Annotated in this window: 21 protein-coding genes; 7 read left to right on the plus strand and 14 right to left on the minus strand. The window is 67.7% G+C overall.

The genetic code is table 11. The annotated features are described in order from the left end of the window. Nucleotides 1-64 precede the first annotated feature (64 nt). Together AX709_RS16175 and AX709_RS16180 are read left to right on the plus strand one after the other, a co-directional pair. The gene (locus tag AX709_RS16175) at nt 65-2,398 is read left to right on the plus strand and encodes a TonB-dependent receptor (protein WP_066550880.1); all 2,334 of its coding nucleotides are present in this window, start codon (nt 65-67) and stop codon (nt 2,396-2,398) included. A gap of 153 nt (nt 2,399-2,551) precedes the next feature. After that, the gene (locus AX709_RS16180) at nt 2,552-3,769 is read left to right on the plus strand and encodes a spinster family MFS transporter (RefSeq protein ID WP_066483727.1); all 1,218 of its coding nucleotides are present in this window, start codon (nt 2,552-2,554) and stop codon (nt 3,767-3,769) included. Nucleotides 3,770-4,030: 261 nt separating this feature from the next. Here AX709_RS16180 and AX709_RS16185 read toward each other — a convergent pair whose 3' ends face one another. The 7 genes from AX709_RS16185 to AX709_RS16215 all read right to left on the minus strand — a co-directional run bounded on the left by AX709_RS16185 (nt 4,031) and on the right by AX709_RS16215 (nt 12,093). After that, nucleotides 4,031-5,602, minus strand: a complete 1,572-nt coding sequence (locus tag AX709_RS16185) for a peptide chain release factor 3 (protein ID WP_066550882.1) — start codon at nt 5,600-5,602, stop codon at nt 4,031-4,033. A 115-nt stretch (nt 5,603-5,717) separates the two neighbouring features. Next, complete coding sequence (locus tag AX709_RS16190) at nt 5,718-6,590, minus strand: aldose 1-epimerase family protein (RefSeq protein ID WP_231727556.1); 873 nt, start codon at nt 6,588-6,590, stop codon at nt 5,718-5,720. Nucleotides 6,591-6,601: 11 nt separating this feature from the next. Further along, nucleotides 6,602-8,980 (minus strand): phenylalanine--tRNA ligase subunit beta, encoded by a 2,379-nt coding sequence (pheT, locus tag AX709_RS16195; protein WP_066550889.1) that lies wholly within the window; start codon nt 8,978-8,980, stop codon nt 6,602-6,604. A 124-nt stretch (nt 8,981-9,104) separates the two neighbouring features. Further along, nucleotides 9,105-10,274, minus strand: coding sequence for a phenylalanine--tRNA ligase subunit alpha (pheS, locus tag AX709_RS16200; protein ID WP_066550892.1), 1,170 nt, complete (start codon nt 10,272-10,274; stop codon nt 9,105-9,107). Nucleotides 10,275-10,384: 110 nt separating this feature from the next. Further along, nucleotides 10,385-10,750 (minus strand): 50S ribosomal protein L20, encoded by a 366-nt coding sequence (rplT, locus tag AX709_RS16205; RefSeq protein ID WP_066483645.1) that lies wholly within the window; start codon nt 10,748-10,750, stop codon nt 10,385-10,387. 14 nt (nt 10,751-10,764) lie between these two features. Continuing rightward, nucleotides 10,765-10,968: a 50S ribosomal protein L35 gene (rpmI, locus tag AX709_RS16210; RefSeq protein ID WP_066483647.1), complete on the minus strand. Its 204-nt coding sequence runs from the start codon at nt 10,966-10,968 to the stop codon at nt 10,765-10,767. A 132-nt stretch (nt 10,969-11,100) separates the two neighbouring features. After that, nucleotides 11,101-12,093, minus strand: a complete 993-nt coding sequence (locus AX709_RS16215; RefSeq protein ID WP_066550894.1) for an aldo/keto reductase — start codon at nt 12,091-12,093, stop codon at nt 11,101-11,103. A gap of 96 nt (nt 12,094-12,189) precedes the next feature. Here AX709_RS16215 and AX709_RS16220 point away from each other — a divergent pair, with 96 nt between their 5' ends. Further along, nucleotides 12,190-13,092: a LysR family transcriptional regulator gene (locus tag AX709_RS16220; RefSeq protein ID WP_066550897.1), complete on the plus strand. Its 903-nt coding sequence runs from the start codon at nt 12,190-12,192 to the stop codon at nt 13,090-13,092. A 157-nt stretch (nt 13,093-13,249) separates the two neighbouring features. On the opposite strand, the gene groL is transcribed toward AX709_RS16220, so the two are convergent. The 3 genes from groL to AX709_RS16235 form a co-directional block, all read right to left on the minus strand. Then, nucleotides 13,250-14,884, minus strand: a complete 1,635-nt coding sequence (gene groL / locus AX709_RS16225; protein ID WP_066483655.1) for a chaperonin GroEL — start codon at nt 14,882-14,884, stop codon at nt 13,250-13,252. A gap of 62 nt (nt 14,885-14,946) precedes the next feature. After that, on the minus strand, nt 14,947-15,234 hold the full coding sequence (gene groES / locus AX709_RS16230) for a co-chaperone GroES (RefSeq protein ID WP_066483657.1): 288 nt from the start codon (nt 15,232-15,234) through the stop codon (nt 14,947-14,949). Between the two features lie 93 nt (nt 15,235-15,327). Continuing rightward, complete coding sequence (locus AX709_RS16235; protein ID WP_231726039.1) at nt 15,328-16,818, minus strand: MATE family efflux transporter; 1,491 nt, start codon at nt 16,816-16,818, stop codon at nt 15,328-15,330. Between the two features lie 92 nt (nt 16,819-16,910). Here AX709_RS16235 and sppA point away from each other — a divergent pair, with 92 nt between their 5' ends. From sppA to AX709_RS16250, 3 genes are read left to right on the plus strand one after another with little or no spacing between them, the layout of a single operon-like run. Beyond that, on the plus strand, nt 16,911-18,797 hold the full coding sequence (gene sppA / locus AX709_RS16240; protein WP_066550899.1) for a signal peptide peptidase SppA: 1,887 nt from the start codon (nt 16,911-16,913) through the stop codon (nt 18,795-18,797). Continuing rightward, the gene (locus AX709_RS16245) at nt 18,797-19,360 is read left to right on the plus strand and encodes a GNAT family N-acetyltransferase (protein WP_066550902.1); all 564 of its coding nucleotides are present in this window, start codon (nt 18,797-18,799) and stop codon (nt 19,358-19,360) included. The genes sppA and AX709_RS16245 overlap by 1 nt, the downstream gene beginning before the upstream one ends. A gap of 41 nt (nt 19,361-19,401) precedes the next feature. Further along, a complete protein-coding gene (locus AX709_RS16250; RefSeq protein ID WP_066550904.1) occupies nt 19,402-20,085 on the plus strand; it encodes a DUF2490 domain-containing protein in 684 nt (227 codons plus the stop codon). Here AX709_RS16250 and AX709_RS16255 read toward each other — a convergent pair whose 3' ends face one another. Next, nucleotides 20,086-20,715 (minus strand): trimeric intracellular cation channel family protein, encoded by a 630-nt coding sequence (locus AX709_RS16255; RefSeq protein WP_066483666.1) that lies wholly within the window; start codon nt 20,713-20,715, stop codon nt 20,086-20,088. 137 nt (nt 20,716-20,852) lie between these two features. Between AX709_RS16255 and AX709_RS16260 the strand changes: the two genes are divergently transcribed. After that, nucleotides 20,853-21,221: a hypothetical protein gene (locus AX709_RS16260; RefSeq protein ID WP_156454302.1), complete on the plus strand. Its 369-nt coding sequence runs from the start codon at nt 20,853-20,855 to the stop codon at nt 21,219-21,221. Here the strand turns inward: AX709_RS16260 and AX709_RS16265 are convergent. From AX709_RS16265 to odhB, 3 genes are all read right to left on the minus strand, one after another. After that, nucleotides 21,208-21,999 carry a PepSY domain-containing protein gene (locus AX709_RS16265; RefSeq protein ID WP_231727557.1) on the minus strand — a complete coding sequence of 264 codons (792 nt, stop codon included), beginning with the start codon at nt 21,997-21,999 and terminating at the stop codon, nt 21,208-21,210. The genes AX709_RS16260 and AX709_RS16265 overlap by 14 nt on opposite strands. After that, entirely contained in the window at nt 21,921-23,315 is a 1,395-nt protein-coding gene (gene lpdA / locus AX709_RS16270) for a dihydrolipoyl dehydrogenase (RefSeq protein ID WP_066550930.1), read from the minus strand. Before lpdA ends, AX709_RS16265 begins: the two co-directional genes overlap by 79 nt. A gap of 46 nt (nt 23,316-23,361) precedes the next feature. Next, nucleotides 23,362-24,283: 2-oxoglutarate dehydrogenase complex dihydrolipoyllysine-residue succinyltransferase (gene odhB / locus AX709_RS16275; protein ID WP_066550909.1), on the minus strand; the 922-nt coding region annotated here is incomplete at its 5' end.

Here is a 24,283-nt window from a genome sequence, read left to right on the forward strand (position 1 = left end):
TAGCCGCCGACATGCGCTTACAAGCCGGGCCAACCGGCGCATCCGTCAGGGAAGGGGATCAGACATGAAAAGCCGCATCGCGTCATTATCATTCGCGCTTTCGCTGGGCACCGCGCTCGCCGCGGCGCTCGCGGCGCCGGCCCAGGCGCAGGAAGCCTCGGCCGATACGGCTCAGGCCGACGAAACCGCTGCCGGCGACATCATCGTCACCGCACGGCGACGTGAGGAAACGCTGCTCGACGTGCCGATCGCGATCACCGCGTTCAGCGGCGATCAGTTGGCCGCTGCCGGCGCGATCGACGTGACCGACCTTGCTCAGGTGACGCCCAACGTGACGCTGGAAGTCTCGCGCGGGACCAACTCGACGCTCAGCGCCTTCATTCGCGGCGTCGGCCAGCAGGACCCGGTCGCCGGGTTCGAAGCCGGCGTCGGCATCTACCTCGACGATGTCTATCTCAACCGCCCCCAGGCGGCGGTGCTCGACATCTATGACGTCGAACGGATCGAGATCCTGCGCGGGCCGCAGGGGACGCTTTATGGCCGCAACACGATCGGCGGCGCGGTCAAATATGTGACCCGCCGGCTGGGCGACGATCCCGAGCTGCGCGTGCGTGCCACTTATGGCACCTATGACCAGGCCGATGGCGTGATCTCCGCCAGCGCGCCGATCGGCGACGGCACGTTCAAGATCGGTGGCGCGTTCGCGCGCCTGTCGCGCGGCGGTTTCGGCGACAATCTCACCACCGGTGACGAGAATTACAACAAGGATATCTGGGCAGGCCGCGCGACGCTGCAGTTCGAGCCGAGCGACGCGCTGTTCGTCCGCCTGTCGGGGGATTACACCCGTGACGACAGCAATCCGCGCGGCGGCCATCGCCTGATCCCCGGCATCGCGACCGGTGCCCCGGTGCTGGCCGACGTGTTCGACAGCCGTGGCGGCCTGCGCGATCCCGAACAGAAGGTCGAAGCCTATGGCGGTTCGCTGTTCGTCGAGGCGAGGCCGACCGAATGGCTGACCTTCCGCTCGATCACCGGCTGGCGTCAGGACGAAAGCGGCACGCCGATCGACTTCGACGCGCTGCCCGCCGTCCAGGTCGACGTGCCCGCCATCTATGAGAACGAACAGTTCAGCCAGGAAGTGCAGTTCCTGGTCGATACCGGCCGCTTCAACGGCTTGATCGGGCTCTATTATCTCGATGCCAGCGCGCGCACCGTGTTCGACGTTCGCCTGCCCGGCGGCGTCACTGCGCTGACCTTTGGCGATGTCGAGACCGACACGACGGCGATCTTCGGCGATTTCACCTATGATCTGACCGACCAGTTCAGCCTGTCGGTCGGGGGGCGTTATACCTGGGACACCCGCCAATCGACGATCCTGCGCCAGACCTTCCTGGGCGGCGGATCGCCCTTCTTCAACGGCGCGGGCACGTTGTTCGCCACCACGTCGAATTTCCGCGGCAGCGCCGATTTCGGCGAGTTCACGCCGCGCGCGTCGATCCAGTTCCAGCCCAACGACAACCACAATTTCTACGCCAGCTATTCGCGCGGCTTCAAGGGCGGCGGCTTCGACCCGCGCGGCCAGTCGACCGCGTGCCGCACGCCGACCGGCGGGGCGTGCAACGCCGCGCAGGTGTTCGATTTCCTGTCGTTCGATCCCGAAACCGTGGACACCTATGAAATCGGCTGGAAGGGCGCGGTGTTCGACCGCCGCCTGACCTTCGCGCTGGCGGCGTTCCGCACCGACTATACCGATGTCCAGGTGCCCGGATCGATCGGCACCGTCGTCAACGGGCAACAGACCTTCATCGGCGTCACCACCAATGCCGGCGGCGCGCGGATCGACGGCATCGAGGGCGAGTTCAATCTGGTCGCGGCGCGCGACTTCGCCGCTGGCGGCGACCGGCTGACGCTGTCGGGCAATTTCGGCTATCTCGACGCGCGCTACACCCAGTTCATCGACGGTCGCGGGATCGACGTGGCGGATCGCCGTTCGTTCCAGAATACCCCCGATTGGACCGCCAGCGGCACGATCGCCTATTCGGTCCCGGTCGGTGACGGGTCAGTCGATTTTGGCACCACCGTCGCCTATCGCGGCGACAGCCAGCAGTTCGAGCTGCGCACGCCGCTGCTCGATCAGCCGGCCTATGCGCTGTGGGATGTCAACATCGCCTGGAACATCAATGATCGCTACACGGTCAGCGTCCATGGCCGCAATCTGACCGATAAGCAGTATATCGTGTCGGGCTATAACTTCCTGCTTCAGAACCCGGACACCGGCGAATTCGTGCGCAATGCGACGACCGGCAATCTGGTGCCGACGCTGGGCACCGAAGGGGTGCTCACCGCCTATTACGGCAACCCGCGTCAGGTGTTCGCCACCTTCTCCGCCCGTTTTTGAACGATCGGCGCGTGTCCTGGGCCGGATGTCCGTTTGACGGGCGTCCGGCCCATGCCCCATGACGGGACGCGATAAGCAACTGGAGAGGCACAGGTGGAGCAATTGGCCAGCGCGCGGACGGCGAGTCCGGGCTATCGCCGGCTGGTGCTGGCGATGCTGCTGCTCGTCTACACCTTCAACTTTCTCGACCGCCAGATCCTCGGCATACTTGCCCAGCCGATCAAGGCGGACCTGGGGCTGAGCGACACCCAACTGGGGGCGCTGGGCGGCATTGCCTTTGCGCTCCTCTATTCCACGCTCGCAATTCCGCTGGCGCTGGTCGCCGATCGCACCAGTCGCAGCTGGGTCATCACTATTTCGCTGACCGTGTGGAGCGGCTTCACCGCCTTGTGCGGGCTGGCCACAGGTTTTTGGCAGCTCTTCCTGTTCCGGCTGGGCGTCGGGGTCGGGGAGGCGGGCGGCGTTGCGCCCTCCTATGCAATGATCGCCGATTATTTCCCGCCCGCCGAACGCGCCCGCGCGCTGGCGATCTATTCGCTGGGCATCCCGATCGGGCTGGCCGGGGGTGCGCTGCTCGGCGGCTATATCGCCGCGATGGTCGAATGGCGCACGGCCTTCATCGTCGTCGGCTTGCTCGGCGTCGCCATCGCGCCCGTCTTTCGCCTGTTGGTCAAGGAGCCGCCGCGCGGCATGGCCGATGGCGGCACCGCGCCGCAACTCGCCGCCGCGCCGGTCGGCCAGGTGTTCGGCATCCTGGCGCGCAAGCCCAGCTTCTGGCTGATGGCGTTCGCCGCGTCGTTCAGCTCGATCTGCGGCTATGGCCTGGCATTCTGGACGCCGTCGATCCTGATTCGCAGCTTCGGCTTCGACTTGCTGGGCGTCTCGCAATTCTTCGGCACGGTGTTGCTGGTCGGCGGCACGGCGGGGGTGTTCCTGGGCGGCTGGCTCGCCGATCGGCTGGGGCCGGCGGATCGCGGTGCCTATGCGCGGCTGCCCGCCATCGCCTGGGTCATCACCATCCCCTTCTTTGCCGCCGCGTTGCTGTCGCCTTCGCCGGTGTTGGCCTGGTTCCTGTTCCTGATCCCCAACGGGCTCAACATCCTGTGGCTGGGGCCGGTCAACACTGCGATGCAGAACCTGGTGCCCGCGCACATGCGCGCGACGGCCAGTGCCAGCTTCTTGTTCATCAACAATCTGATCGGGCTGGGGCTAGGCTCGTGGATCCTGGGCGCGATGTCGGACGCGATGACCGCACGATTCGGGGATGAAGCGCTGCGTTATGCTGCGGTCGGCGCGCTCGGCTTCTATGCGGTGGCGGCGACGTTGATGTTCCTGGCGGTCCGCCCGCTCCGGCGCGACTGGATCGCGTGAGGGGTGGATCGCGAAACATCGCGCCAGTTGTAACGGAAATCTCTCGTCACCCCGGCCCTGTGCCGGGGTCCACCAAGCAGCTTGGTGCCTCACAAGCCGATTGAGCGCCCTGCCAAGCCGGTAGCAACGCAGCACCTTACCACCACCGACCAACGTCTGTTGCGCGGTGGACCCCGGCACAAGGCCGGGGTGACGATCAATGTGTGTCGAGGTTCATCGATCCGGTTAAGCGGGCAGGCCGTAATAAGCTGACGTCGAAACCTACCGTTCCCGCGTCGCCGCGAACCTGACCTTGGGATAGCGATCCGCGATATAGCCCACTTCCCACGCGGACTTGGCCAGGAATACCGGATTGTCGTCGCGGTCCTTGGCCATCGCGCCGCGGTTGAGGTCGGTGAACGCCTTCAGCTCCGCCGGGTCTTCCGCCGAAATCCAGCGCGCGGTCTCGTAAGGTGCCATTTCAAGCCCCGCCGCCACCTTGTATTCGGCATCCAGCCGGCTCAGCAGCACTTCGAGCTGCAGCTGACCGACCACGCCGATGATCCAGTTCGACCCGATTTCGGGATAGAAGACCTGCGTCACGCCTTCTTCCGCCATGTCGTCCAGCGCCTTGCGCAGCTGCTTGGTCTTGGTCGGGTCCTTGAGCGCGACGCGGCGCAGGATTTCGGGCGCGAAATTGGGCAGGCCGGTGAAGCGCACATCCGCCCGCTCGCTCAGCGTATCGCCGACCCGCAGCGTGCCGTGGTTGGGAATGCCGATGATGTCGCCGGGATACGCTTCGTCGGCCAGTTCGCGTTCGCGCGCGAAGAACAGGATCGGCGAATGGATCGCGATCGGCTTGCCATGCCCGGTCGGCGTCAGCTTCATGCCGCGGCGGAAGGTGCCCGAGCACAGCCGCATGAAGGCGATGCGGTCGCGGTGATTGGGGTCCATGTTCGCCTGGACCTTGAAGACGAAGCCGGTCACGTCCTCGCGCGCGGGATCGACCGGCGCGGGTTCGGCCGGCTGCGGGCGCGGCGGCGGCGCGTGGCGGGCGATCGCGTCGATCAGCGAATCGACCCCGAACTCCTTGAGCGCCGATCCGAAATAAACCGGCGTCAGATCGCCGTGGCGATAGGCCGCCGCATCAAAGCTCGCATAGCCGCCCATCGCCAGCTCGGCCTCCTCGCGCAGCCGCGCCACGCCCTCGGGCGACAGCGCGGCGTCGAGCCCGGGATCGTCCAGGCCCGTGAAGCGCGCGACCTTGCCCTGATATTCACGGCTGCCGCCCTCGGGCTGGAGCAGGCGATTGTCGACCAGGTCGTAAATCCCCTCGAACTGCCCGCCCATGCCGGCGGGCCAGGTCATCGGGCACACGTCGAGCGCCAGCATGTCGGCGACTTCGTCGAGCAGCTCGAACGGGTCGCGGCCCTCGCGGTCGACCTTGTTGACGAAGGTGATGATCGGGACGGAACGCAGCCGGCATACTTCGAACAGCTTGCGCGTCTGCGGCTCGATCCCCTTGGCGGCGTCGATCACCATGACGGCGGAATCGACCGCGGTCAGCGTGCGATAGGTGTCCTCGCTGAAATCCTCGTGCCCCGGCGTGTCGAGCAGGTTGAAGGTGATGCCGTCGCGCTCAAAGGTCATCACGCTGGAGGTGACGGAAATGCCGCGCTGCTGCTCGATCTTCATCCAGTCCGACCGCGCGCGCCGCGCCGCGCCGCGCGCCTTGACCTCGCCCGCCAGATGGATCGCGCCGCCGAACAGCAGCAGCTTTTCGGTCAGCGTGGTCTTGCCGGCGTCGGGGTGGGAAATGATCGCGAAGGTGCGGCGTTCAAACGGTTGTGCCATCGCGCGCCCCTAGCCGGGCGGGTGGGTGGTGTCGAGCGGCCCATCGCTGAATTGCTCCGTCACCCCGGCGCAAGGCCGGGGTGACGATTATCCCGCAGTTACCCGTGAGTCGATGTCACCCCTCCAGCGTCACCTGGATCGCAAATTCCCGCGTCTCCCCCGGTGCGAACCGCAGGATGCCCGGCTTGTCCCAGATGTCGCCGGCGAACCCTTGCGGGTCGGCGATGCCGTGCCAGGGTTCGATGCAGATGAAGCGCGCGCCGGGCTTGGTCCAGATGCCCAGCATCGGCAGTTCGGCGAAATCGACCCGCAACTGCGGTCCCCCGCTCGCCGCACCGTAGCGGACCGACCGGCTGGCAAGCGCGCGCCAGATCAGCGCGTCATGCTCGAACAGTTCGTCGCGCAGCGTCAGCACGCGGTCCTCGACCGGCGTCGCGCGGACGACCGGGCCGATCACGCCGCTCTCGTCCAGGATTTGGGCGAGCGGCCCCGGCTCGTCCTGGTCGAACAGGATGCGATGCTCGGCCCGCGGCGCGCCATAGGGCAGCGGCCAGGCAAAGGCGGGGTGGAAGCCCAGGCTCGCGGGCATGTCGCGATCGTCGCGGTTGGTGACGCGCACCGTCGTGGCCAACGTCGCGCCGTCGATCGCATGCTTGACCTCAAGTCCGAACGCAAAGGGATAGCTCGCCCGCGTCTCGGCATCGTCGGTCAGGCGCAGGACGACGCGGGCCGCCGCCTGCTCGACCACCGCAAAGGTCCGCCGGCGCACAATGCCGTGCTTCGGCATCGACCAGCTTTGCCCGTCCATCCGCCACTGATCGCCGTTCAGCGCGCCGACGATCGGAAACAGGATCGGCGCTCGCCCGCGCCAGAACGCCGGATCGGCGTCGGTCATCAGCTCGCGACCCTCGGCATCGCGCAGCGACCACAGCTCCGCGCCCGCCGGGTTGATCGTCGCCGCCAGGGCGTCAGTCGCAATCTCGATCATCACAGGCTCCGTCATCCGCGCAGATGCGCATCGAGTTTGGCGGCGGCAGCAACCACCTTGTCGGCCACTGCCTTCAGCTCGGCATCGGTGAAGCTCTTTTCGCCCGGCTGCAGCGTGACTTCGAGCGCCAGGCTCTTGCGCCCGTCCTCGATGCCCGCGCCGGTGAACAGGTCGAACACGCGCGCGTCGGTGATCGCCGCCTTGTCCGCGCCGCGCACCGCGCGCACCAGCGCGTCGGCGGCAAGGTCGGCGGGGGCCAGGAAGGCGAAGTCGCGCGTCACCGCGTGCAGCGCGGGCGGGGCGTAGGGCGCGCGCATGAATCCACTGGCGCGCTTGGCCGGCAGCGAGTCGAGAAACAGCTCGACCACTGCAACGTCGCCCGACAAGTCGAACGCCTTGGCGATCGAGGGATGGACCATCCCGAAGCTGGCGAGCACCGTCTTCGGCCCCAGCCGCAGCGTCGCCGACTGGCCGGGATGATAGGCGGGGCCTGCCTCGTCCATGACCTGCAAATTGCCGACCGGCGCGCCGGCGGCTTCCAGCAGCGCCAGCGCCTCACCCTTGGCGTCGAACGCATCGAACGGCTGCGCCTTGCCGCGCTGCCAGTTGCGCGGCGTGCGCTCGCCGGCCAGCACGACGGTCAGCGTCGGCCGCTCGTCGGGTGTGCCGTCGGCGGTGGCCAGATAGCGGCGGCCCAGCTCGAACAATCGCACGCTGGCCGCGCCGCGCTTCAGGTTGCGCGCGGCCGCCGACAACAGCCCGGGCAGCAGCGAGGGGCGCATGACCTTCATGTCCTCGCTGATCGGATTGGCGAGCGTCCACGCCCCGCCGCCGAACAGCTCGGCCTGCGCGGGCGGAATGAAGCTCCAGTTGATCGCTTCGTTGAGGCCCCTTGCAGCCGCGGTGCGGCGCAGGCGGCGCTCGAGCTTCTGTTCGGGCGTCGCGGTCGGCCGCGCTACGCCAGGCGTGCGTTCGAGCGGAGTCGAGGGGACATGGTCGATGCCGGCGATGCGTACCACTTCCTCGACCAGGTCGGCCACGCCGTCGATGTCGCGCCGCCAGTTCGGCGGCGTCACCCGCCAGTCGGGCCCGACGTCAAAGCCAAGCCCGGTCAGGATCTCGCGCTGGCGATCTGGCGCGACGTCCAGCCCGCCCAGCGTCAGCACGCGCGCGGGATCATAGGCGATCACCGGCATCGCGACCGGCGGCTGTCCGGCGCGGGTCACGCCGCTGGCGGTGCCGCCGCACAGGTCGAGCACCAGCCGCGTCGCGATCGCCAGGCCATCCTCCAGGAACGCGGGGTCGACTCCGCGCTCGAACCGGCTGCGCGCATCGCTGGTCAGCAACAATTTCTGCCCGGTTCGCGCGATATGTTCGGGGGTGAAATAGGCGCATTCGATCAGCACGTCGGTGGTCGTCTCCGCCACGCCCGAATGTTCGCCGCCCATGATGCCGCCAATGTCGTGCACGGCGCTGTCGTCGGCGATCACCGTCATGCCCGCATCCAGCGTGTAGGTACGGCCATTGAGCGCCACCACCTGCTCGCCCGCTTGTGCAGCCCGCGCGACCAGCGCGCCGGTGAGCGTCGCGCGGTCATAGACGTGGAGCGGCCGGCCCAGGTCGAACATGATATAATTGGTGATGTCGACCAGCGCGCTGATCGGCTTCTGCCCGATCGCCTTCAACCGGCGCTGCATCCATTCGGGCGACGCGCCGTTGGTGACCCCGCTCACCGCCTGCGCGAAAAAGGCCGGGCAGCCTGTCGGATCGTCGGTGCGGACGTCTGGCCCGGGGCCGGTGCCCGCCACCGGATCTACCGCCAGCGGTTTCAGCGTGCCGAGGCCAGCGGCGGCGAGGTCACGGGCGATGCCGCGCACGCCCATGCAATCCTGGCGGTTGGGGGTAATCGACAGGTCGATGACCGGATCGTTCAGCCCGGCATAGTCGGGGAAAGCGGTGCCGACCGGCGCATCGGCGGGCAGCTCGATGATGCCGTCATGCTCCTCGCCCAGCTCCAGCTCGCGGGTCGAGCACATCATGCCGCTCGATTCGACCCCGCGGATCGCCGCGACCTTGAGCGTGATACCGCTGCCCGGCACATGGGCGCCCGGGGGACCGAACACGCCGACCAGCCCCGCACGCGCATTGGGGGCGCCGCATACGACCTGGACGGGACCGTCGCCGGCGTCCACCGTCAGCACCTGCAGCTTGTCCGCTTGGGGATGGCGATCGGCGGTCAGCACGCGCGCCACGCGGAACGCGGCCAGCGTCTCGCCCGGATTGTCGACGCCCTCGACCTCCAGCCCGATCCGGGTCAGCGCGACCAGGATCGTGTCGAGATCGGCCTCGGTATCGAGATGCGCGCGCAGCCAGCTGAGCGTGAACTTCATGCAAACTTACCTTCAAGGATCCCGTTCGTGTCGAGCGGAGTCGAGACACGTTGGCGCGGGGCAATACGGTTCTCGACTTCGCTCGAATCGAACGAGGGAAGAGATGATTGGGCGGCCATTCGCATCACGCCCCCACGCCGCCGCTCAGCGTCGGCACGTCGAACGCCGAAAAGCCGTAATGCTTCAGCCAGCGCAGGTCGCCGTCGAAAAAGGCGCGCAGGTCGTCCATGCCGTATTTCAGCATCGCCAGCCGGTCGACACCGGTGCCGAAGGCGAAGCCCTGCCACTCGTCCGGGTCCAGCCCGCATGCGGCGATGACCTTGGGGTGGACCATGCCGCTGCCCAGCACCTCCATCCAGCCGCCATCGGCCGCGTCGCCGCTGCCGCCGATCACCCGCTTGCCGTTGACGAGCGTGTAGCCGACATCGACTTCGGCCGAGGGTTCGGTGAACGGGAAATAGCTGGGGCGCAGGCGCAGCACGATGTCGTCGCGCTCGAAAAATGCCTTCAGGAACGTCTCCAGCGTCCATTTCAGGTGGCCGAGCGTGATGCCGCGATCGATCACCAGCCCCTCGATCTGGTGGAACATCGGCGTGTGCGTCGCGTCGCTGTCGCTGCGATAGACGCGGCCGGGCGCGATGATGCGGATCGGCGGGGTCTGCGACATCATGGTGCGGATCTGGACGGGCGACGTGTGCGTGCGAAGCAGGAAGCGGCTACGTCCGCTTCCCCCCTGCTTCGCGCCGGCCGGCGACGCGCCACGCGTGTCGTCCGACGGCGGGCTTTGCCCGTCGTCATCCCCCGGTTGCTCGCAGTAGAACGTATCATGCATCGCCCGCGCCGGATGCGTTTCCGGAATGTTGAGCGCGGTGAAATTGTGCCAGTCGTCCTCGATCTCCGGCCCGGTCGCCACCGCGAAGCCCAGGTCGGCAAAGATTTCGGCAAGTTCGTCCATGACCTGGCTCACCGGATGCACCGATCCTGGGGCCAGGCGGTCGGCGGGCAACGTCATGTCGATGCGCTCGCTCGCCAGCCGGGCATCGAGCGCGGCCTGTTCGAGCGTCGCTTTGCGCGCGGCCAGTGCCTCGCTCACCGCCTCGCGCAGCGCATGGATGCGCGGCCCTTCGACCTGGCGCTGCTCGGGGCTCATCGCGCCCAGCGTCTTGAGCAGCCCGGTCACCGCCCCCGCCTTGCCCAGCGCGTGAACGCGGATCGCTTCAAGCGCATCCAGCCCCGCCGCCGCGTCGATCGATGCAAGCAGGTCGGTGCGAAGGTGGTCGAGATCGGTGGTCATCAAGCGTTCCTGTTCAGGATTGCGCCGCGTCTAGCCGCGCAGGGCCGATACGAAAAGAGGCGCGGATGGCATCCCATCCGCGCCCCGATTTCCGGTCGCACCAGGCCGTGTCAGGCGGCCTGGGGCAGTGCCGCCTTCGCCTGTGCGACGATGGCGCTAAACGCTTCACCTTCGTGCATCGCGATGTCGGCCAGCACCTTGCGGTCGAGTTCGATGCCGGCGAGCTTCAGCCCGTGCATGAACTGCGAATAGGTCAAGCCCTCGGCGCGAACGCCGGCGTTGATGCGCTGGATCCACAGGCCGCGAAAGGCCCGCTTCTTCACCTTGCGGTCGCGATAGGCGTACTGGCCGGCCTTTTCGACGGCCTGGCGCGCGATGCGGATCGTGTTCTTGCGACGGCCATAATAGCCCTTCGCCTGATCCAGAATCCGCTTGTGCTTCGCCTTGGTGGTCGTGCCGCGCTTTACTCGTGCCATGGTTCAGCCCTCCCTCAACGCAAGCCGTACGGTGCCCACTGGCGCACATGCGCCGTGTCGGCATCGGCGAGCACGGAAGTGCCGCGGTTCTGGCGGATATATTTCGCATTGTGCGAGATGAGCCGGTGGCGCTTGCCGGCGACGCCGTGCTTCACCTTGCCGGTGGCGGTGAATTTGAAGCGCTTCTTTACACCGCTCTTGGTCTTCAGCTTGGGCATTTTCGTCTCCTTGTTCGGACGATCTCGAACAGCCATGGCAGCCCACACTGGCCAGGCGGTTCCCTCAATTGATCGCGGAAGCGCACGCCGATAGCCAAGCGGGGTCGCAAATGCAACCGATTCCCCGCGGCGTCAGCGTTCGCTGTCCAGGAACGCCATCTGCTGTGCCGGGTATCGGTCGCCCGCCGCCGATCCGCGCGGGATCGCCGCCTCGATCCGCCCGAGCTGATCGGGGGTCAGCGCCAGTCGGTCGGCGTTCAGCGATTCGGCCAGCCGATCCGGCGTGCGCGCGCCGACCAGCGCCACGATATCCTCGCCCTGCGCCAGCACCCAGGCGATCGCCGACTGCGCCGGCGTTGCGCCCAGTTCCGCCGCGACGGCCGCCAGCGCATCGGCCAGAGCCAGATTGTGCGCCAGTTGCTCGCCCTGGAAACGCGGGCTGACGCCGCGGAAATCGCCGGCAAGGCTGCGGTCCGCCCGCCAGCCGCCGCTCAGCAGCCCGCGCGCCAGCACGCCATAGGCGGTGACGCCGATGCCCAGCTCGCGCGCTTTCGGCAGGATCGCCTCTTCGATCCCGCGCGACATCAGCGAATACTCGATCTGCAGGTCGCTGATCGGGCGTTCGGCGGCGGCGCGCGCCAGCGTCTCGGCACCCATTTCGCTCAGGCCGATATGGCGGACATAGCCCTTGTCGACCATCTCGCCGATCGCACCCACCGTCTCGGCGATCGGCACGTCGGGGTCGAGCCGTGAGGGGCGATAAATGTCGATATAGTCGGTGCCGAGCCGCTGGAGCGAATAAGCGAGCATCGTCTTGGCCGCCCGCGGGCTGGCGTCATAGCCGAGCCAGTTGCCGTCGGGGCCGCGCAGCGCGCCGAACTTGACGCTCAATTGATAACGGTCGCGCGGCACGCCCCTCAGCGCCTCGGCAATCAACAGCTCGTTGTGCCCCATGCCGTAAAAGTCGCCGGTATCGATCAGCGTCACGCCGCGTTCGATCGCGGCATGTAGCGTCGCGATGCTCGCGGCGCGGTCCGCCTCGCCATACATGCCCGACATGCCCATCGCGCCCAGCGAAATTCCGGTTACGTCGGGGCCTTGGGTGCCAAGTTTGCGCAGTTCCATCGTCAGTCTCCTTCGGGGCGATGCGCGCAAGATGGCGGCTGGCATGACCGTCGATAAGACGGCACAATCCGCACGGGCTGTACGGCAGGATGCACAATGGACGATCTCGACATCGCCGATCTGGCGGCGTTCGCACTGGTGAGCGAGCAGCGCAGCTTTCGCGGCGCGGCGGCGCTGCGCGGCGTCTCCGCCTCGACGATGAGCGCGGCGGTACGACGGCTGGAAGCGCGGCTGGGCGTGCGCCTGCTCACCCGCACCACGCGCAGCGTCGCCCCGACCGAGGCCGGGGCCGAGCTGCTGGCCGGGCTGAAGCCGGCGCTGGCGGAGGTCGCGCGGGTGATCGACGGGGTCAACCGCCATCGCGACACGCCGCGCGGATTGCTTCGCCTCAACGTGCCCGGCGTCGTCGCCGACCTGATCCTGCCATCGCTGCTCACGCGCTTCCTCGCCCGCTATCCCGACATCCGGGTCGAGGTGATCGCCGACGACAATTTCGTCGATGTGATGGGCAGCGGCTTCGACGCGGGCGTGCGCTATGACGAGCGGCTGGAGCGGGACATGATCGCGGTGCCGATCGGGCCGCGAACCGATCGCTATATGGTTGCGGGGTCGCCCGACTATCTGGCGCGCCACGGCGTGCCGCTGCATCCGTCCGATCTCGTCCGGCATCAGGCGGTGCGCTATCGCTTCGCCAGCGGCCGCCTGTCCGAATGGGAATTCGAGCGTGACGGCCAGCTGCTCAAGGTCGAACCGGTGACGCGTTTCGTCGGATCGCGCACGCCGTTGCTCGTCGCAGCGGCGGAGGCGGGGCTGGGGCTGATCGGCACCTTTGAGGGTTATCTCCAGCCCTCGGTCGATGCCGGGCGGCTGGTGCCGGTGCTGGAGGACTGGTCGACGCCGTTTCCGGGGCCGTTTCTTTATTTCGCCGAGCGCCGGCTGATGCCGACGCCGCTCAGGGCATTTGTCGACTTTCTGCGCCGCGAGGCGGCGGGGGCATAAGAGAAGGGCCGGGGATTGCGCCCCGGCCCTTCCTGTTTGGTCCTGGATGGCCGGCATGGCCTTCGCCATGCCGTGGGTCGGAGCGGGTGGCGAGGCCACCCGTCCGCCGTCCGGCCTGACGCAGTTGGGGCTGGACGCAGCCAGCCCCGCGTCAGGCTCAGAAATCCATGCCGCCCATGCCGCCCGGCATCGCCGGCGCCGCCGACTTGTCGTCGGGCAGCTCGGCCACGGTCGCTTCCGTGGTGATGAGCAGGCCCGCGACCGACGCCGCGTTCTGCAGAGCGGTGCGAACCACCTTGGTCGGGTCGATCACGCCGGCCGCCACCAGGTTTTCATAGGTGTCGGTCGCCGCGTTGAAGCCGAACGAGGTGTCGTTCTGGTCGAGCAGCTTGCCCGAGACCACCGCGCCGTCATGGCCGGCGTTCGAGGCGATCTGACGCACCAGCGCGGTCAGCGACTTGCGAACGATGTCGATGCCGCGGGTCTGGTCTTCATTCTCGCCCTTCAGGCCTTCCAGCGCCTTGGTGGCATAGAGCAGCGCGGTACCGCCGCCGGGGACGATGCCTTCCTCGACCGCTGCGCGGGTTGCGTGCAGCGCGTCGTCGACGCGGTCCTTGCGCTCCTTCACCTCGACTTCGGTCGCACCGCCGACCTTGATGACGGCGACGCCGCCGGCCAGCTTCGCCAGCCGCTCCTGCAGCTTCTCGCGGTCATAGTCGCTGGTGGTGACTTCGATCTGCTGGCGGATCGCTTCGGTGCGGCCCTTGATCGCGTCCGCATCACCCGCGCCATCGACGATGGTGGTGTTGTCCTTGTCGATGGTCACGCGCTTGGCGGTGCCGAGCATGCCGAGCGTCACGTTCTCGAGCTTGATGCCCAGGTCTTCGCTGACGACTTCGCCCTTGGTCAGGACGGCGATGTCTTCCAGCATCGCCTTGCGACGATCGCCGAAGCCCGGCGCCTTGACCGCCGCGACCTTCAGGCCACCGCGCAGCTTGTTGACGACCAGGGTCGCCAGCGCCTCGCCTTCGATGTCCTCGGCGATGATCAGCAGCGGACGGCCCGACTGCACCACTGCTTCGAGGATCGGCAGCATCGCCTGCAGCGACGACAGCTTCTTCTCATGGATCAGGATGTACGGATCGGTGAGTTCGACCGCCATCTTTTCCGGGTTGGTGATGAAATAGGGCGACAGGTAGCCGCGGTCGAACTGCATGCCTTCGACGACGTCGAGCTCGAACTCGAGGCCCTTGGCTTCCTCGACGGTGATGACGCCTTCCTTGCCGACCTTTTCCATGGCTTCGGCAATCTTCTCGCCGACTTCACGGTCGCCATTGGCCGAGATGATGCCGACCTGGGCGATCTCGTTCGAGCCGGAAACGGCCTTCGAACGCGACTTCACGTCTTCGACGACCTTGGTGACGGCGATGTCGATGCCGCGCTTCAGGTCCATCGGGTTCATGCCGGCGGCGACCGACTTCATGCCTTCGCGCACGATCGCCTGGGCGAGCACGGTCGCGGTGGTGGTGCCGTCACCGGCGATGTCGTTGGTCTTCGACGCCACTTCGCGCACCATCTGCGCGCCCATATTCTCGAACTTGTCCTTGAGTTCGATTTCCTTGGCGACGGTCACGCCGTCCTTGGTGATGCGGGGCGCACCGAACGACTTGTCGATCACGACGTTGCGGCCCTTCGGACCCAGCGTGACCTTGACCGCGTCGGCCAGGATGTCGACGCCCTTCAGAATGCGCTCACGCGCATCGCGCGAGAATTTTACGTCCTTGGCTGCCATGATGGCTACTCCTCAAAAAATCAAAGTTGCGGAAGTTGCGGGGTATGGCCCGGGTTTTCGGCTCAGCCGACGATGCCCAGGATGTCGCTTTCCTTCATGATCAGCAGGTCTTCGCCATTGACCTTGACCTCGGTGCCGGACCACTTGCCGAACAGGATGCGGTCGCCGGCCTTGACGTCGAGCGGGGTCACCTTGCCCTCTTCCGACTTGGCGCCCGAACCGGCGGCGACGACTTCGCCTTCCTGCGGCTTTTCCTTGGCGGTGTCGGGAATGATGATCCCGCCGGCGGTCTTCTCTTCCGCTTCGACGCGGCGGACGAGCACGCGATCGTGCAACGGACGAAAGTTCATGCGAACATTCCTTTCTGAATGTGAAATGCGGGTTTAGCACTCACCACCGGCGAGTGCTAACGAACGGGCATATGTGATCGCCCGCGTGAGTCGTCAAGCCGCGCCGATGGCTATTTCGTCGGTCGGCGCGGCAAGGTTACCCGGCAGCAGGCCGAGCCGTGCGCGTGCGCGCCAACGCCAGATCAACAATAGCGCGACCGCCAGCAGACCCACTGCGAGACCCGTCCAGACGCCGACCCCTTCCCAGCCCAGGCCAAAACCCAGCAGGATCGCGGTGCCGAACCCGGCGATCCAGTAGCCCGACGCCGCGATCAGCATCGGCACCCGCGTGTCCTGGAGCCCGCGCAGCACCCCGGCGGCGACCGCCTGTGCGCCATCGGCGAGCTGGAACATCGCCGCGATCGCCAGATACTGGACCGCCAGCGCGATGACGGTCGCGTTCGCGCGATCGCCGGTGTCGATGTAGATGCCGATGATCCACATCGGCGCCAGCCACATCGTGACGGCGGTCAGCGCCATGAAACCGATGCCGAGCGCATAGGCGGCCAGTCCCGCGCGGGCGATCCAGCGCGCATCGCCCGCGCCATAGCCCATGCCCACCCGGATCGTCGCCGCCTGGGCGACGCCGAACGGCACCTGGAAAGCGAAGGCGGCGATGTTGAGCGCGATGGCGTGGGCTGCGACCTCCGCCACGCCGAACAGCCCCATCAGGAAGGCCGCGCCGCCGAACAGCGCGCCTTCGAACGTCATCGTCAGCGCGATCGGCAGGCCCAGTCTGACGAGTTCCGCCAGTCGCGACCATTCGCTGCGCCACCACCGCCCGAACAGGCGATAGCGCCGCAATCGGGGATCGGCCGTCAGGATGACGGCATAAGCGAGCATCATCGCGATCGTGGTGATCACGCTGGCGAGCGCCGATCCCTCCAGTCCGAGCGCCGGAAAACCGAGATTGCCGAAGACGAGCGTCCAGTTCGCGAACAGGCTGATCGCCAGGCCGAGCATCGCGACGACCATCACCCAGCCCTGGCGCCCCAGCGCCGACGCGGTGATCCGCATCACGCCCGCCGCGGTCGACGGGATGAGCGCGACGAGCAGAATGTCCAGGAACGCGCCCGAACGCCGCGCCACCGCCGGGTCCTGCCCCAGCGCGAGCAGGATGGATTCGCCAAACAGCATCAGCGCGATCATCGGCAGCGCAGCGAGCACCGTCAGCCACAATCCCATCCGGAAGCTGCGCCGCACCTCGCGCACCGCATGGCGGCGCGCGCCGAGTTCGGCGGCGATGATCGGCGCGACCGCGCTGGTCAGTCCGGCAAGTGCAAACGCGATCGTGCCATAGAAATAGACGCCGAGCGTCGCGGCGGCGAATTCAACGGTGCCCAATCGCGCGACGAAGATCACATCGACCGCATAGACCGCCACCTGAAGCAGATTGGCCGCGACCAGCGGCGAGGCGAGCCGCAGCAGCGCGGCGAATTCGGCGCGCTGGCTGGCCGGCGGTGCCCCGGTCGGCAAGGTGAGGCTGGCGGCGTGCATGGCCGGCGCGGCGTGACCGAAAGGCGCGCCAAAAGCAACCGATCGCATCAGACACCCCAACGGGCGTATTGCCCCCATATCACACAAGCCGCTATCAGGGGCGGCGAGCACGCGGTTGGGCGGCGCAGGAGATCGAAGACGTGAAATTGGTTCGGGGCGCCTGGAAACTGCTGGTCGGGATCAAGGACGGGCTTGTCCTGTTGTTCATGCTCCTGTTTTTCGGGCTGCTGTTCGCGGCATTGTCGGCCCGCCCCAACCCCGCGGCAATCACCGACGGCGCGCTGGTGATGGACTTGAGCGGTACCGTCGTCGAACAGCCCGACGAGGTCGATCCCTTTGCCGCGCTGGGCGGCGGCGAAGTGCTGACCCAGCACCGGCTGCGCGATCTGGTCCGCGCACTCGACAAGGCGAAGGACGATGGCCGGGTCAAGGCGGTCGTCCTCGACCTCGATCGTTTTCTCGGCGGTTATCCCGCCACGGTCGGCACGCTGGGCGAGGCGATCGGCCGGGTGCGCGCCAGCGGCAAGCCCGTGCTCGCCTTTGCGACCGCCTATTCGGACTCCAGCTATGCGCTCGCCGCGCATGCCAGCGAAATCTGGGTCGATCCATTCGGCGGCGCGCTGTTTGCCGGGCCGGGCGGGTCGCGCCTCTATTACAAGGGGCTGCTCGACCGGCTGGGCGTCAACGCCCATGTCTACCGCGTCGGCACCTACAAGTCAGCCGTCGAGCCCTACGTGCTGAACGAAGCGTCGCCGGCGGCGAAGCAAGCCGATACCGCGCTGTACGGCGCGCTGTTCGGCCAATGGGTCGAGATGGTGAAGAAGGCCCGGCCGAAGGCCGACCTGGCGCGCTATGTCGCGCAGCCCGACACTGCCGTGCTCGCTGCCAACGGCGATATCGCCAAGGCCAATCTGGCCGCCGGGATCGTCGACAAGCTCGGCGACCGGCTGGCGTTCGGCAAGCGCGTCGCGGCGATTGCGGGCGCATCGACGAAGAAGGGCGCGCTGCCCGGCAGCTATCGCGAGATCCGGCTGAAGAACTGGATCGCCGCCAATCCGGCGCCGACCACGGGCGATGCGATCGGCGTCATCACCATTGCCGGCGAAATCGTTGGGGGCGAGAGCGGGCAGGGCACGGCCGGCGGCGACACCGTCAGCCAGCTGCTGCTCAAAGGGCTCGCCGAAAAGAAGCTCAAGGCATTGGTCGTGCGCGTCGATTCGCCCGGCGGATCGGTGCTCGCGTCCGAACAGATGCGCCAGGCGATCCTGGAGGCCAAGCGCCGCGGCCTGCCGGTCGTCGTGTCGATGGGCGGGCTGGCGGCGAGCGGCGGCTATTGGGTGTCGACGCCCGGCGACGTGATCTTTGCCGAACCCAACACGATCACCGGATCGATCGGGATTTTCGGCGTGCTGCCGACCTTTGAAGGGACGCTCGCCAAGATCGGCGTCAATGCCGATGGCGTGCAGACGACGCCGCTCACCGGCCAGCCCGACGTGCTCGACGGGACCAACGCGACGATCGATCGCATCCTGCAATCCTCGATCGAGCAGGGCTATCGCCGGTTCGTCGGCTTGGTCGCGCAGTCGCGCAAGCTGCCGGTCGAGCGGGTCGATGAAATCGGCCAGGGCCGGGTATGGGATGGCGGCACCGCACGCCAGTTGAAGCTGGTCGACCGCTTCGGCGGCATCGACGATGCGATCGCCGAGGCCGCCCGCCGCGCCAAGCTGGACCCGGCCAAGGTCCACGCGCTCTATCTGGAAAAGGAACCCGGCTGGGAGGCGCAGTTCGCCGAACTGCTCGCGCGCGACGACGACGAGAAGACCGACGAGACCGAAACCGACCTGATGTCGCGGCTGGCCGCTGAACGCCGCGCGGTGTTCGCGCGCGCGCTCGGCGACATGCGCGGCCTGCTCAACGCGCGCGGCGCGGTGCAGGCGCGCTGCCTGGAATGCGCAGCGCTGGCGCCTGCGGTTCCGCGTGCCGAGGACCGGGCCCTGGCGCGCATGATCATCGAAAAGGGCCTGTAATGCTCGACATTCGCGTCGCGACGCCCGCCGATGCCGCGGCGATCGCGGGCATCTACGCCCCGTTCGTGCTGGGCGGACATGTGTCGTTCGAAACCCAGCCGCCCGATGCCGACACGATGCGCCAGCGCATGACGGTGAGCGAGGGCTTCTATCCGTGGCTGGTCGTGACCCATGGCGACGGCGCGGAAAGCAATGTCGTCGGCTATGCCTTTGCCTGCCGGTTCCGCGACCGTCCGGCCTATCGCTACATCGTCGAGACGTCGATCTACGTGCTCGGCGACCATCAGAAGCGCGGGGCGGGCCGCATCCTGTTCGAGGCGCTGATCGACACGTTGCGGGCGCAGGGCTTTACCCAGGCGGTGGCGGTGCTCTCGCTGCCCAATGATTCGGCGATCACGCTGCACGAATCGGTCGGCTATCGCCGCGCGGGCGTGATCCGCGAGATCGGCTTCAAGCTGGGCCAGTGGATCGATGTCGGCTTTTGGCAGCGCGAACTGAACGACGCGACGATCCCACCGGTCGAGCCACGGCCGTTTCGCGAGGTCGGGCTGGTCCGCGCCTGATCGACTGGCGTAGGAGAGACGCCGTGCCTCGCGCCCGTCTTATGAGTCACCGCCTGTGTACCGCCGCTGCATGTGTCGGTGCCTTCGGCATCGCCAGCCCGGCCCTGGCGGACGACGACGGCCAGCTGTGGACCACGGTGCTGGCTCAGGGGCCGGTGCGCGGCGACCTGTTTCTGTGGCTGGAGGCTCAGGGGCGGCTGACCGATGATTTTGGCGGCGGCAGCCAGATCATCGTGCGCCCCGGCATCGGCGCTCGGATCGCGCCCGATGCCCATGCGATCGCCGGCTATGCCTATATCCGCACCGATCCCGAGGGCGGACGTGTGAGCAACGAGCACCGGTTGTGGCAGCAGATCCAGTTCGCGGCGTTGCGCGGCGCGGACGGATCGGTGCGGCTGTTGTCGCGCAGCCGGCTGGAACAGCGGATGCGGGAAGGCGCGGATCGCACGGGATGGCGGTTTCGCCAGCTAATCCGCGGCCAGATCCCGCTGGCAGCCGGCCGTCCGACCTTTGCGGTCGTGCAGACGGAGGGCTTCGTCAATCTGAACGCGACCGATTGGGGCGTGCGCGACGGCATCGACCAGCTGCGCGGCTTTGCCGGCGTCAACTTCCCGCTGTCGCCGCGCCTGCGGCTTGAGCCGGGCTATCTCGTCCAGCACGTGTTCCGGTCCGGGCGCGACCGGACCAACCATGTCATCAGCGCGACGTTGCTCGTTCGGCTCTGATCAGCGCTTGCCGCGATAGGCGGGCAGGCGCAGGCGATAGCGGATCGCCGCACCGCGCAGGGCGAACCCCGCCAGCGCGGCGACCGGTGCGGCCAGCGCCCCCGGCGCGCCGAGCGCGCTCAGCCCGACGAACAACGCGGACGCAAGCGCGGCGGCGGTCACATAGAGCTCGGGGCGCATCAGGATCGACGGCTGGCCGGCCAGCACGTCGCGGATGATCCCGCCGACGCATGCAGTGATGACCCCCATCAGCATTGCGGGAACCGGCGGTACCCCCATGCCCAGCGATTTCGCTGCGCCGAAGACCGCATAGGCGGCAAGGCCAAAGGCATCGAGCCAGTCGAGCACCTGGCCCGCCCACCAGCGTTCGGGCGTCACCCAGATGAGCAGCGCGACGCCCAGGCAGATCGCGGCAATCGCCGGATCCTGCACCCAGAACACCGGCGCACCGATCAACAGGTCGCGCACCGTGCCGCCGCCGACCCCGGTGACGAGGGCAAAGAAGCTGGCGGTGACCAGTGTCTGCCCCTGGCGCGCGGCGGCCAGCGCGCCGGTGGCGGCGAACATCGCGATCCCAAAGGCGTCGAGCCAAGGCAGGAAGGGCGCGATGGGCAGCTCGGTCGGGGTCATCGCCAGGGCTCTAGCCCGTTTCGCGCAACGCCGAAACGGACGTGCATCGCGTCAACCGTCGATTTACCGGGCGGGCGTATCCGCAACGCATGGCCGCTGACGGGGACTTCCGGTTTCGTCGCAACGGGCGATCGCCGTTGGCGGGCATCGCGCTCGTCGCATCGCTGGGCGCGATCGCACTGACCGCGACGACCCGCGCGCCCTGGTTCCTTTATTTGCCGATGGTGGCCGCCGCGGCCGAGGCGCTGCGCATGCTGATCGTCAACCCGGTGACGGGGATCGACATCGACGCGGCCGGGCTGGCCCTGATCGACCGCCGAAGCCGGCAGACGATCCGGCTGGCGACAATCGACCATGTGGCGTTGACCCGCTGGACCGACGGCGTCGACGTCACGCTGGTGCTGCGCGATGCGCGCCGGATCGCGGTGTCGAGCCGCCTGCTGCCCGAAAGCGCGGTGCTGCGCCGCGAGCTCGAACGCCGCGGCGTGCCGGTCAGGGCGGACTGATCGGGCGCGGCGCCGCGCGCCGCCGCCGGAACATCAGCGCCGTGCCGAGCAGCGATCCGGCCAACCCCAGCGCGGCAAAACCGATCAGCAGCGGATGGCTCGAATTTTCGCGCCCCTGCAGGTCCATGATGTGCAGGCCCCACATCAGGTCGAACCAGCGCCACTGCGCGCTGCGGACCGCCAGCACCTCGCCGCTGTCCGCGTCGACATAGACATGGATGCCGTCGGCGAAGCGCACCCGCCATGCCGGCCGGGCGCGGCGAAGTTCGAGCGGCGCATCGCTGGCGGCAAAGCGCGTCACGTCCCGGACCAGCGCGGGTGCGCGCAGCGCCGCGATCGCGATCGCGCGCGCGTCGTCGCCAGCGACCCGTTGCAGGACTGTGCCGGTGCGCGGATCGACGGTGCGGAGCCGCCCGTCGGCAAAGCGCATGATCCAGACCGGCCGCCGATCGGCGCGCATGACTAGGTCGACCCGGGACACGTCGCCGCCATTCATCCGCGGCGCGATCGGGCGCAGATCGGCGGGAAGCGCGGGCGGACCGCGGCGCAGATGCGCGCCGCGGACCTCGTCGATCGTTCGCGCGACCATGAACAGTCCGGTCGCGGTCCACAGGATCAGCGGAACGCCCGTCAGCCAGCCGAGCCGGACCAGCGCGCGAGTTGCCGCATGCTCGACCCCCCCCGGCCCGTCCGCCGAGATCAGATGTGGATCGGCTTGCCCGTCACCGCCATCGCCGCTTCCTTCAGCGCCTCCGGATGGGTCGGGTGGGCGTGACACGTGAGCGCGATGTCCTCGGCGGTCGCGCCGAATTCCATCGCCTGGGTCGCCTGGGCGATCATCGTGCCGGCAACGCTGGTGATGATCCACACGCCCAGCACCTTGTCGGTGGCGGCGTCGGCGATCACCTTCACGAACCCGTCGGGCTCGTGATTGGTCTTGGCGCGGCTGTTGCCCGCCATCGGGAACTTGCCGACCTTGACCTCGCCGCGCTCCTTCGCCGCTTCCTCGGTCAGGCCGACGCCTGCGATTTCGGGCATGGTATAGACGACCGAGGGAATGAGGTCGTGGTTCACGATGCCGTGCAGCCCGGCGATGTTCTCGGCGACCGCGATCCCCTCATCCTCCGCCTTGTGCGCGAGCATCGGGCCGGGCACGACATCGCCGATCGCCCAGATGCCGTCGACGGCGGTCTTGAAATGGTGATCGACCTCGACCTGGCCGCGCGCGTTGACGCTCAGCCCGGCCTTGTCGAGCGCCAGGCCATCCGTGTTCGGACGCCGGCCGATCGACACGAGGACATTGTCGGCGGTCAGCGTTTCCGCCGCACCTCCGGCAGCGGGCTCGACGGTCACGGTCGCCTTGCCGTCGTTCACCTCGACCCCGGTCACCTTGGTGCCGGTCTTGAACTCGATGCCCTGTTTCTTGAACAGCTTGAGCGATTCCTTGCGGACGTCGCCGTCGAAGCCGGGCAGGATCTGGTCGAGATATTCGACGACCGTCACCCTGGCACCCAGCCGTTTCCACACGCTGCCCAGCTCGAGCCCGATCACGCCGCCGCCGATGACGACCAGATGTTCGGGCACCTTGGGCAATTCGAGCGCGCCGGTCGAATCGACCACGGCCTGCTGGTCGACGGTGACGCCGGGCAGCGGGGTGACGCTGGACCCGGTGGCGATGACGATGTGCTTCGCCGTTACCGTCTGGTCGGCCACCTTCACCGTGTGCGCATCCTCGAATGCGGCGCGACCCTTGAGCCAGGTGACCTTGTTCTTCTTGAACAGAAATTCGATGCCGCCGGTCAGGCCCTTGACCGCCTCCAGCCGCTGCGCATGCATCGCGTCGAGATCGAGGCTGACCTTGTCGAACTTCACCCCCAGCTTGGCGAGCTTGCCGCCCGCCGCTTCCTCGAACAGTTCGGAGGCGTGCAGCAGCGCCTTCGACGGAATGCAGCCGACATTGAGGCAGGTGCCGCCCAGCGTCTCCCGCGATTCCGCGCACGCGGTCCTGAGGCCCAGCTGCGCCGCCCGGATCGCCGCGACATAACCGCCGGGGCCTGAGCCGATTACCAGGACGTCATAGTCATACTCAGCCATTTTCAGCTCCATTCGTCGCCCGGAACATAGGGACGGCGCGGGACGATTACAGGTCGATCAGCAGACGGGTCGGATCCTCGATCGCGTTCTTCAGCGCGACCAGGAACGTCACGGCTTCGCGGCCGTCGATCAGGCGATGGTCATAGCTGAGCGCGAGATACATCATCGGGCGCACCACCACCTGGCCGTCGCGGACGACCGGGCGGTCCTCGATCCGGTGGAGGCCCAGCACGGCGCTCTGCGGCGGGTTGATGATCGGGGTCGACATCAGCGATCCGAACACCCCGCCATTGGAGATGGTAAAGGTGCCGCCCTTCATCTCCTCCATCTTGAGCGTACCGTCCTTGGCGCGCTTGCCGAAGTCGCCGATCGTGCGCTCGACCTCGGCGACCGACATCCGGTCGGCATTGCGGATCACCGGCACGACCAGGCCCTGCGGCGCACTGACCGCGACCGAGATGTCGGCATAGTCGTGATAGACGATCTCTTCGCCGTCGATCCGTGCGTTGACGGCGGGAATGTCCTTGAGCGCCTGGCACGCCGCCTTCACGAAAAAGCCCATGAAGCCGAGCCGCACGCCGTGTTTCTTCTCGAACAGATCCTTGTAGCGGCTGCGCGCCTCCATGACCGCGGTCATGTCGACATCGTTGAAGGTGGTGAGCAGCGCGGCGGTGTCCTGCGCATCCTTCAGTCGCTTGGCGACGGTCTGGCGCAGCCGCGTCATGCGCACGCGCTCCTCGCGGCGGTCGCCGGCAGCGGCAGCGGCAGCGGCGGGTGCCGGCGCGGGCGACGGGCTGGGCGCGGGGGCGGGTGCGTCCGCCTTGCCCGAAGCGGCGGCAACCACGTCTTCCTTGGTGATGCGGCCGTCCTTGCCGGTGCCCTTCACCGTCGCGGGGTCGACGCCGAATTCGAGCACCGCGCGGCGCACCGACGGTGACAGCGCGGCGGCTTCGACGTCGGGGGCGGGT

It is taken from the genome of Sphingomonas sp. CCH15-F11, from assembly GCF_001557005.1.
Lineage (GTDB): Bacteria > Pseudomonadota > Alphaproteobacteria > Sphingomonadales > Sphingomonadaceae > Sphingomonas.

Bases quoted from the DNA above. Each gene is read 5' to 3' on its own strand.
- AX709_RS16180 (WP_066483727.1), top strand. From the start codon at position 2,552: ATGCTGCTGCTCGTCTACACCTTCAACTTTCTCGACCGCCAGATCCTC.
- AX709_RS16215 (WP_066550894.1), bottom strand. From the start codon at position 12,093: ATGGAACTGCGCAAACTTGGCACCCAAGGCCCCGACGTAACCGGAATT.
- AX709_RS16235 (WP_231726039.1), bottom strand. From the start codon at position 16,818: ATGCGATCGGTTGCTTTTGGCGCGCCTTTCGGTCACGCCGCGCCGGCC.
- rplT (WP_066483645.1), bottom strand. From the start codon at position 10,750: ATGGCACGAGTAAAGCGCGGCACGACCACCAAGGCGAAGCACAAGCGG.
- lpdA (WP_066550930.1), bottom strand. From the start codon at position 23,315: ATGGCTGAGTATGACTATGACGTCCTGGTAATCGGCTCAGGCCCCGGC.
- pheS (WP_066550892.1), bottom strand. From the start codon at position 10,274: ATGACCACCGATCTCGACCACCTTCGCACCGACCTGCTTGCATCGATC.
- AX709_RS16250 (WP_066550904.1), top strand. From the start codon at position 19,402: ATGAGTCACCGCCTGTGTACCGCCGCTGCATGTGTCGGTGCCTTCGGC.
- rpmI (WP_066483647.1), bottom strand. From the start codon at position 10,968: ATGCCCAAGCTGAAGACCAAGAGCGGTGTAAAGAAGCGCTTCAAATTC.
- AX709_RS16245 (WP_066550902.1), top strand. From the start codon at position 18,797: ATGCTCGACATTCGCGTCGCGACGCCCGCCGATGCCGCGGCGATCGCG.
- AX709_RS16220 (WP_066550897.1), top strand. From the start codon at position 12,190: ATGGACGATCTCGACATCGCCGATCTGGCGGCGTTCGCACTGGTGAGC.
- AX709_RS16255 (WP_066483666.1), bottom strand. From the start codon at position 20,715: ATGACCCCGACCGAGCTGCCCATCGCGCCCTTCCTGCCTTGGCTCGAC.
- AX709_RS16190 (WP_231727556.1), bottom strand. From the start codon at position 6,590: ATGATCGAGATTGCGACTGACGCCCTGGCGGCGACGATCAACCCGGCG.
- groL (WP_066483655.1), bottom strand. From the start codon at position 14,884: ATGGCAGCCAAGGACGTAAAATTCTCGCGCGATGCGCGTGAGCGCATT.
- groES (WP_066483657.1), bottom strand. From the start codon at position 15,234: ATGAACTTTCGTCCGTTGCACGATCGCGTGCTCGTCCGCCGCGTCGAA.
- pheT (WP_066550889.1), bottom strand. From the start codon at position 8,980: ATGAAGTTCACGCTCAGCTGGCTGCGCGCGCATCTCGATACCGAGGCC.
- AX709_RS16175 (WP_066550880.1), top strand. From the start codon at position 65: ATGAAAAGCCGCATCGCGTCATTATCATTCGCGCTTTCGCTGGGCACC.
- AX709_RS16185 (WP_066550882.1), bottom strand. From the start codon at position 5,602: ATGGCACAACCGTTTGAACGCCGCACCTTCGCGATCATTTCCCACCCC.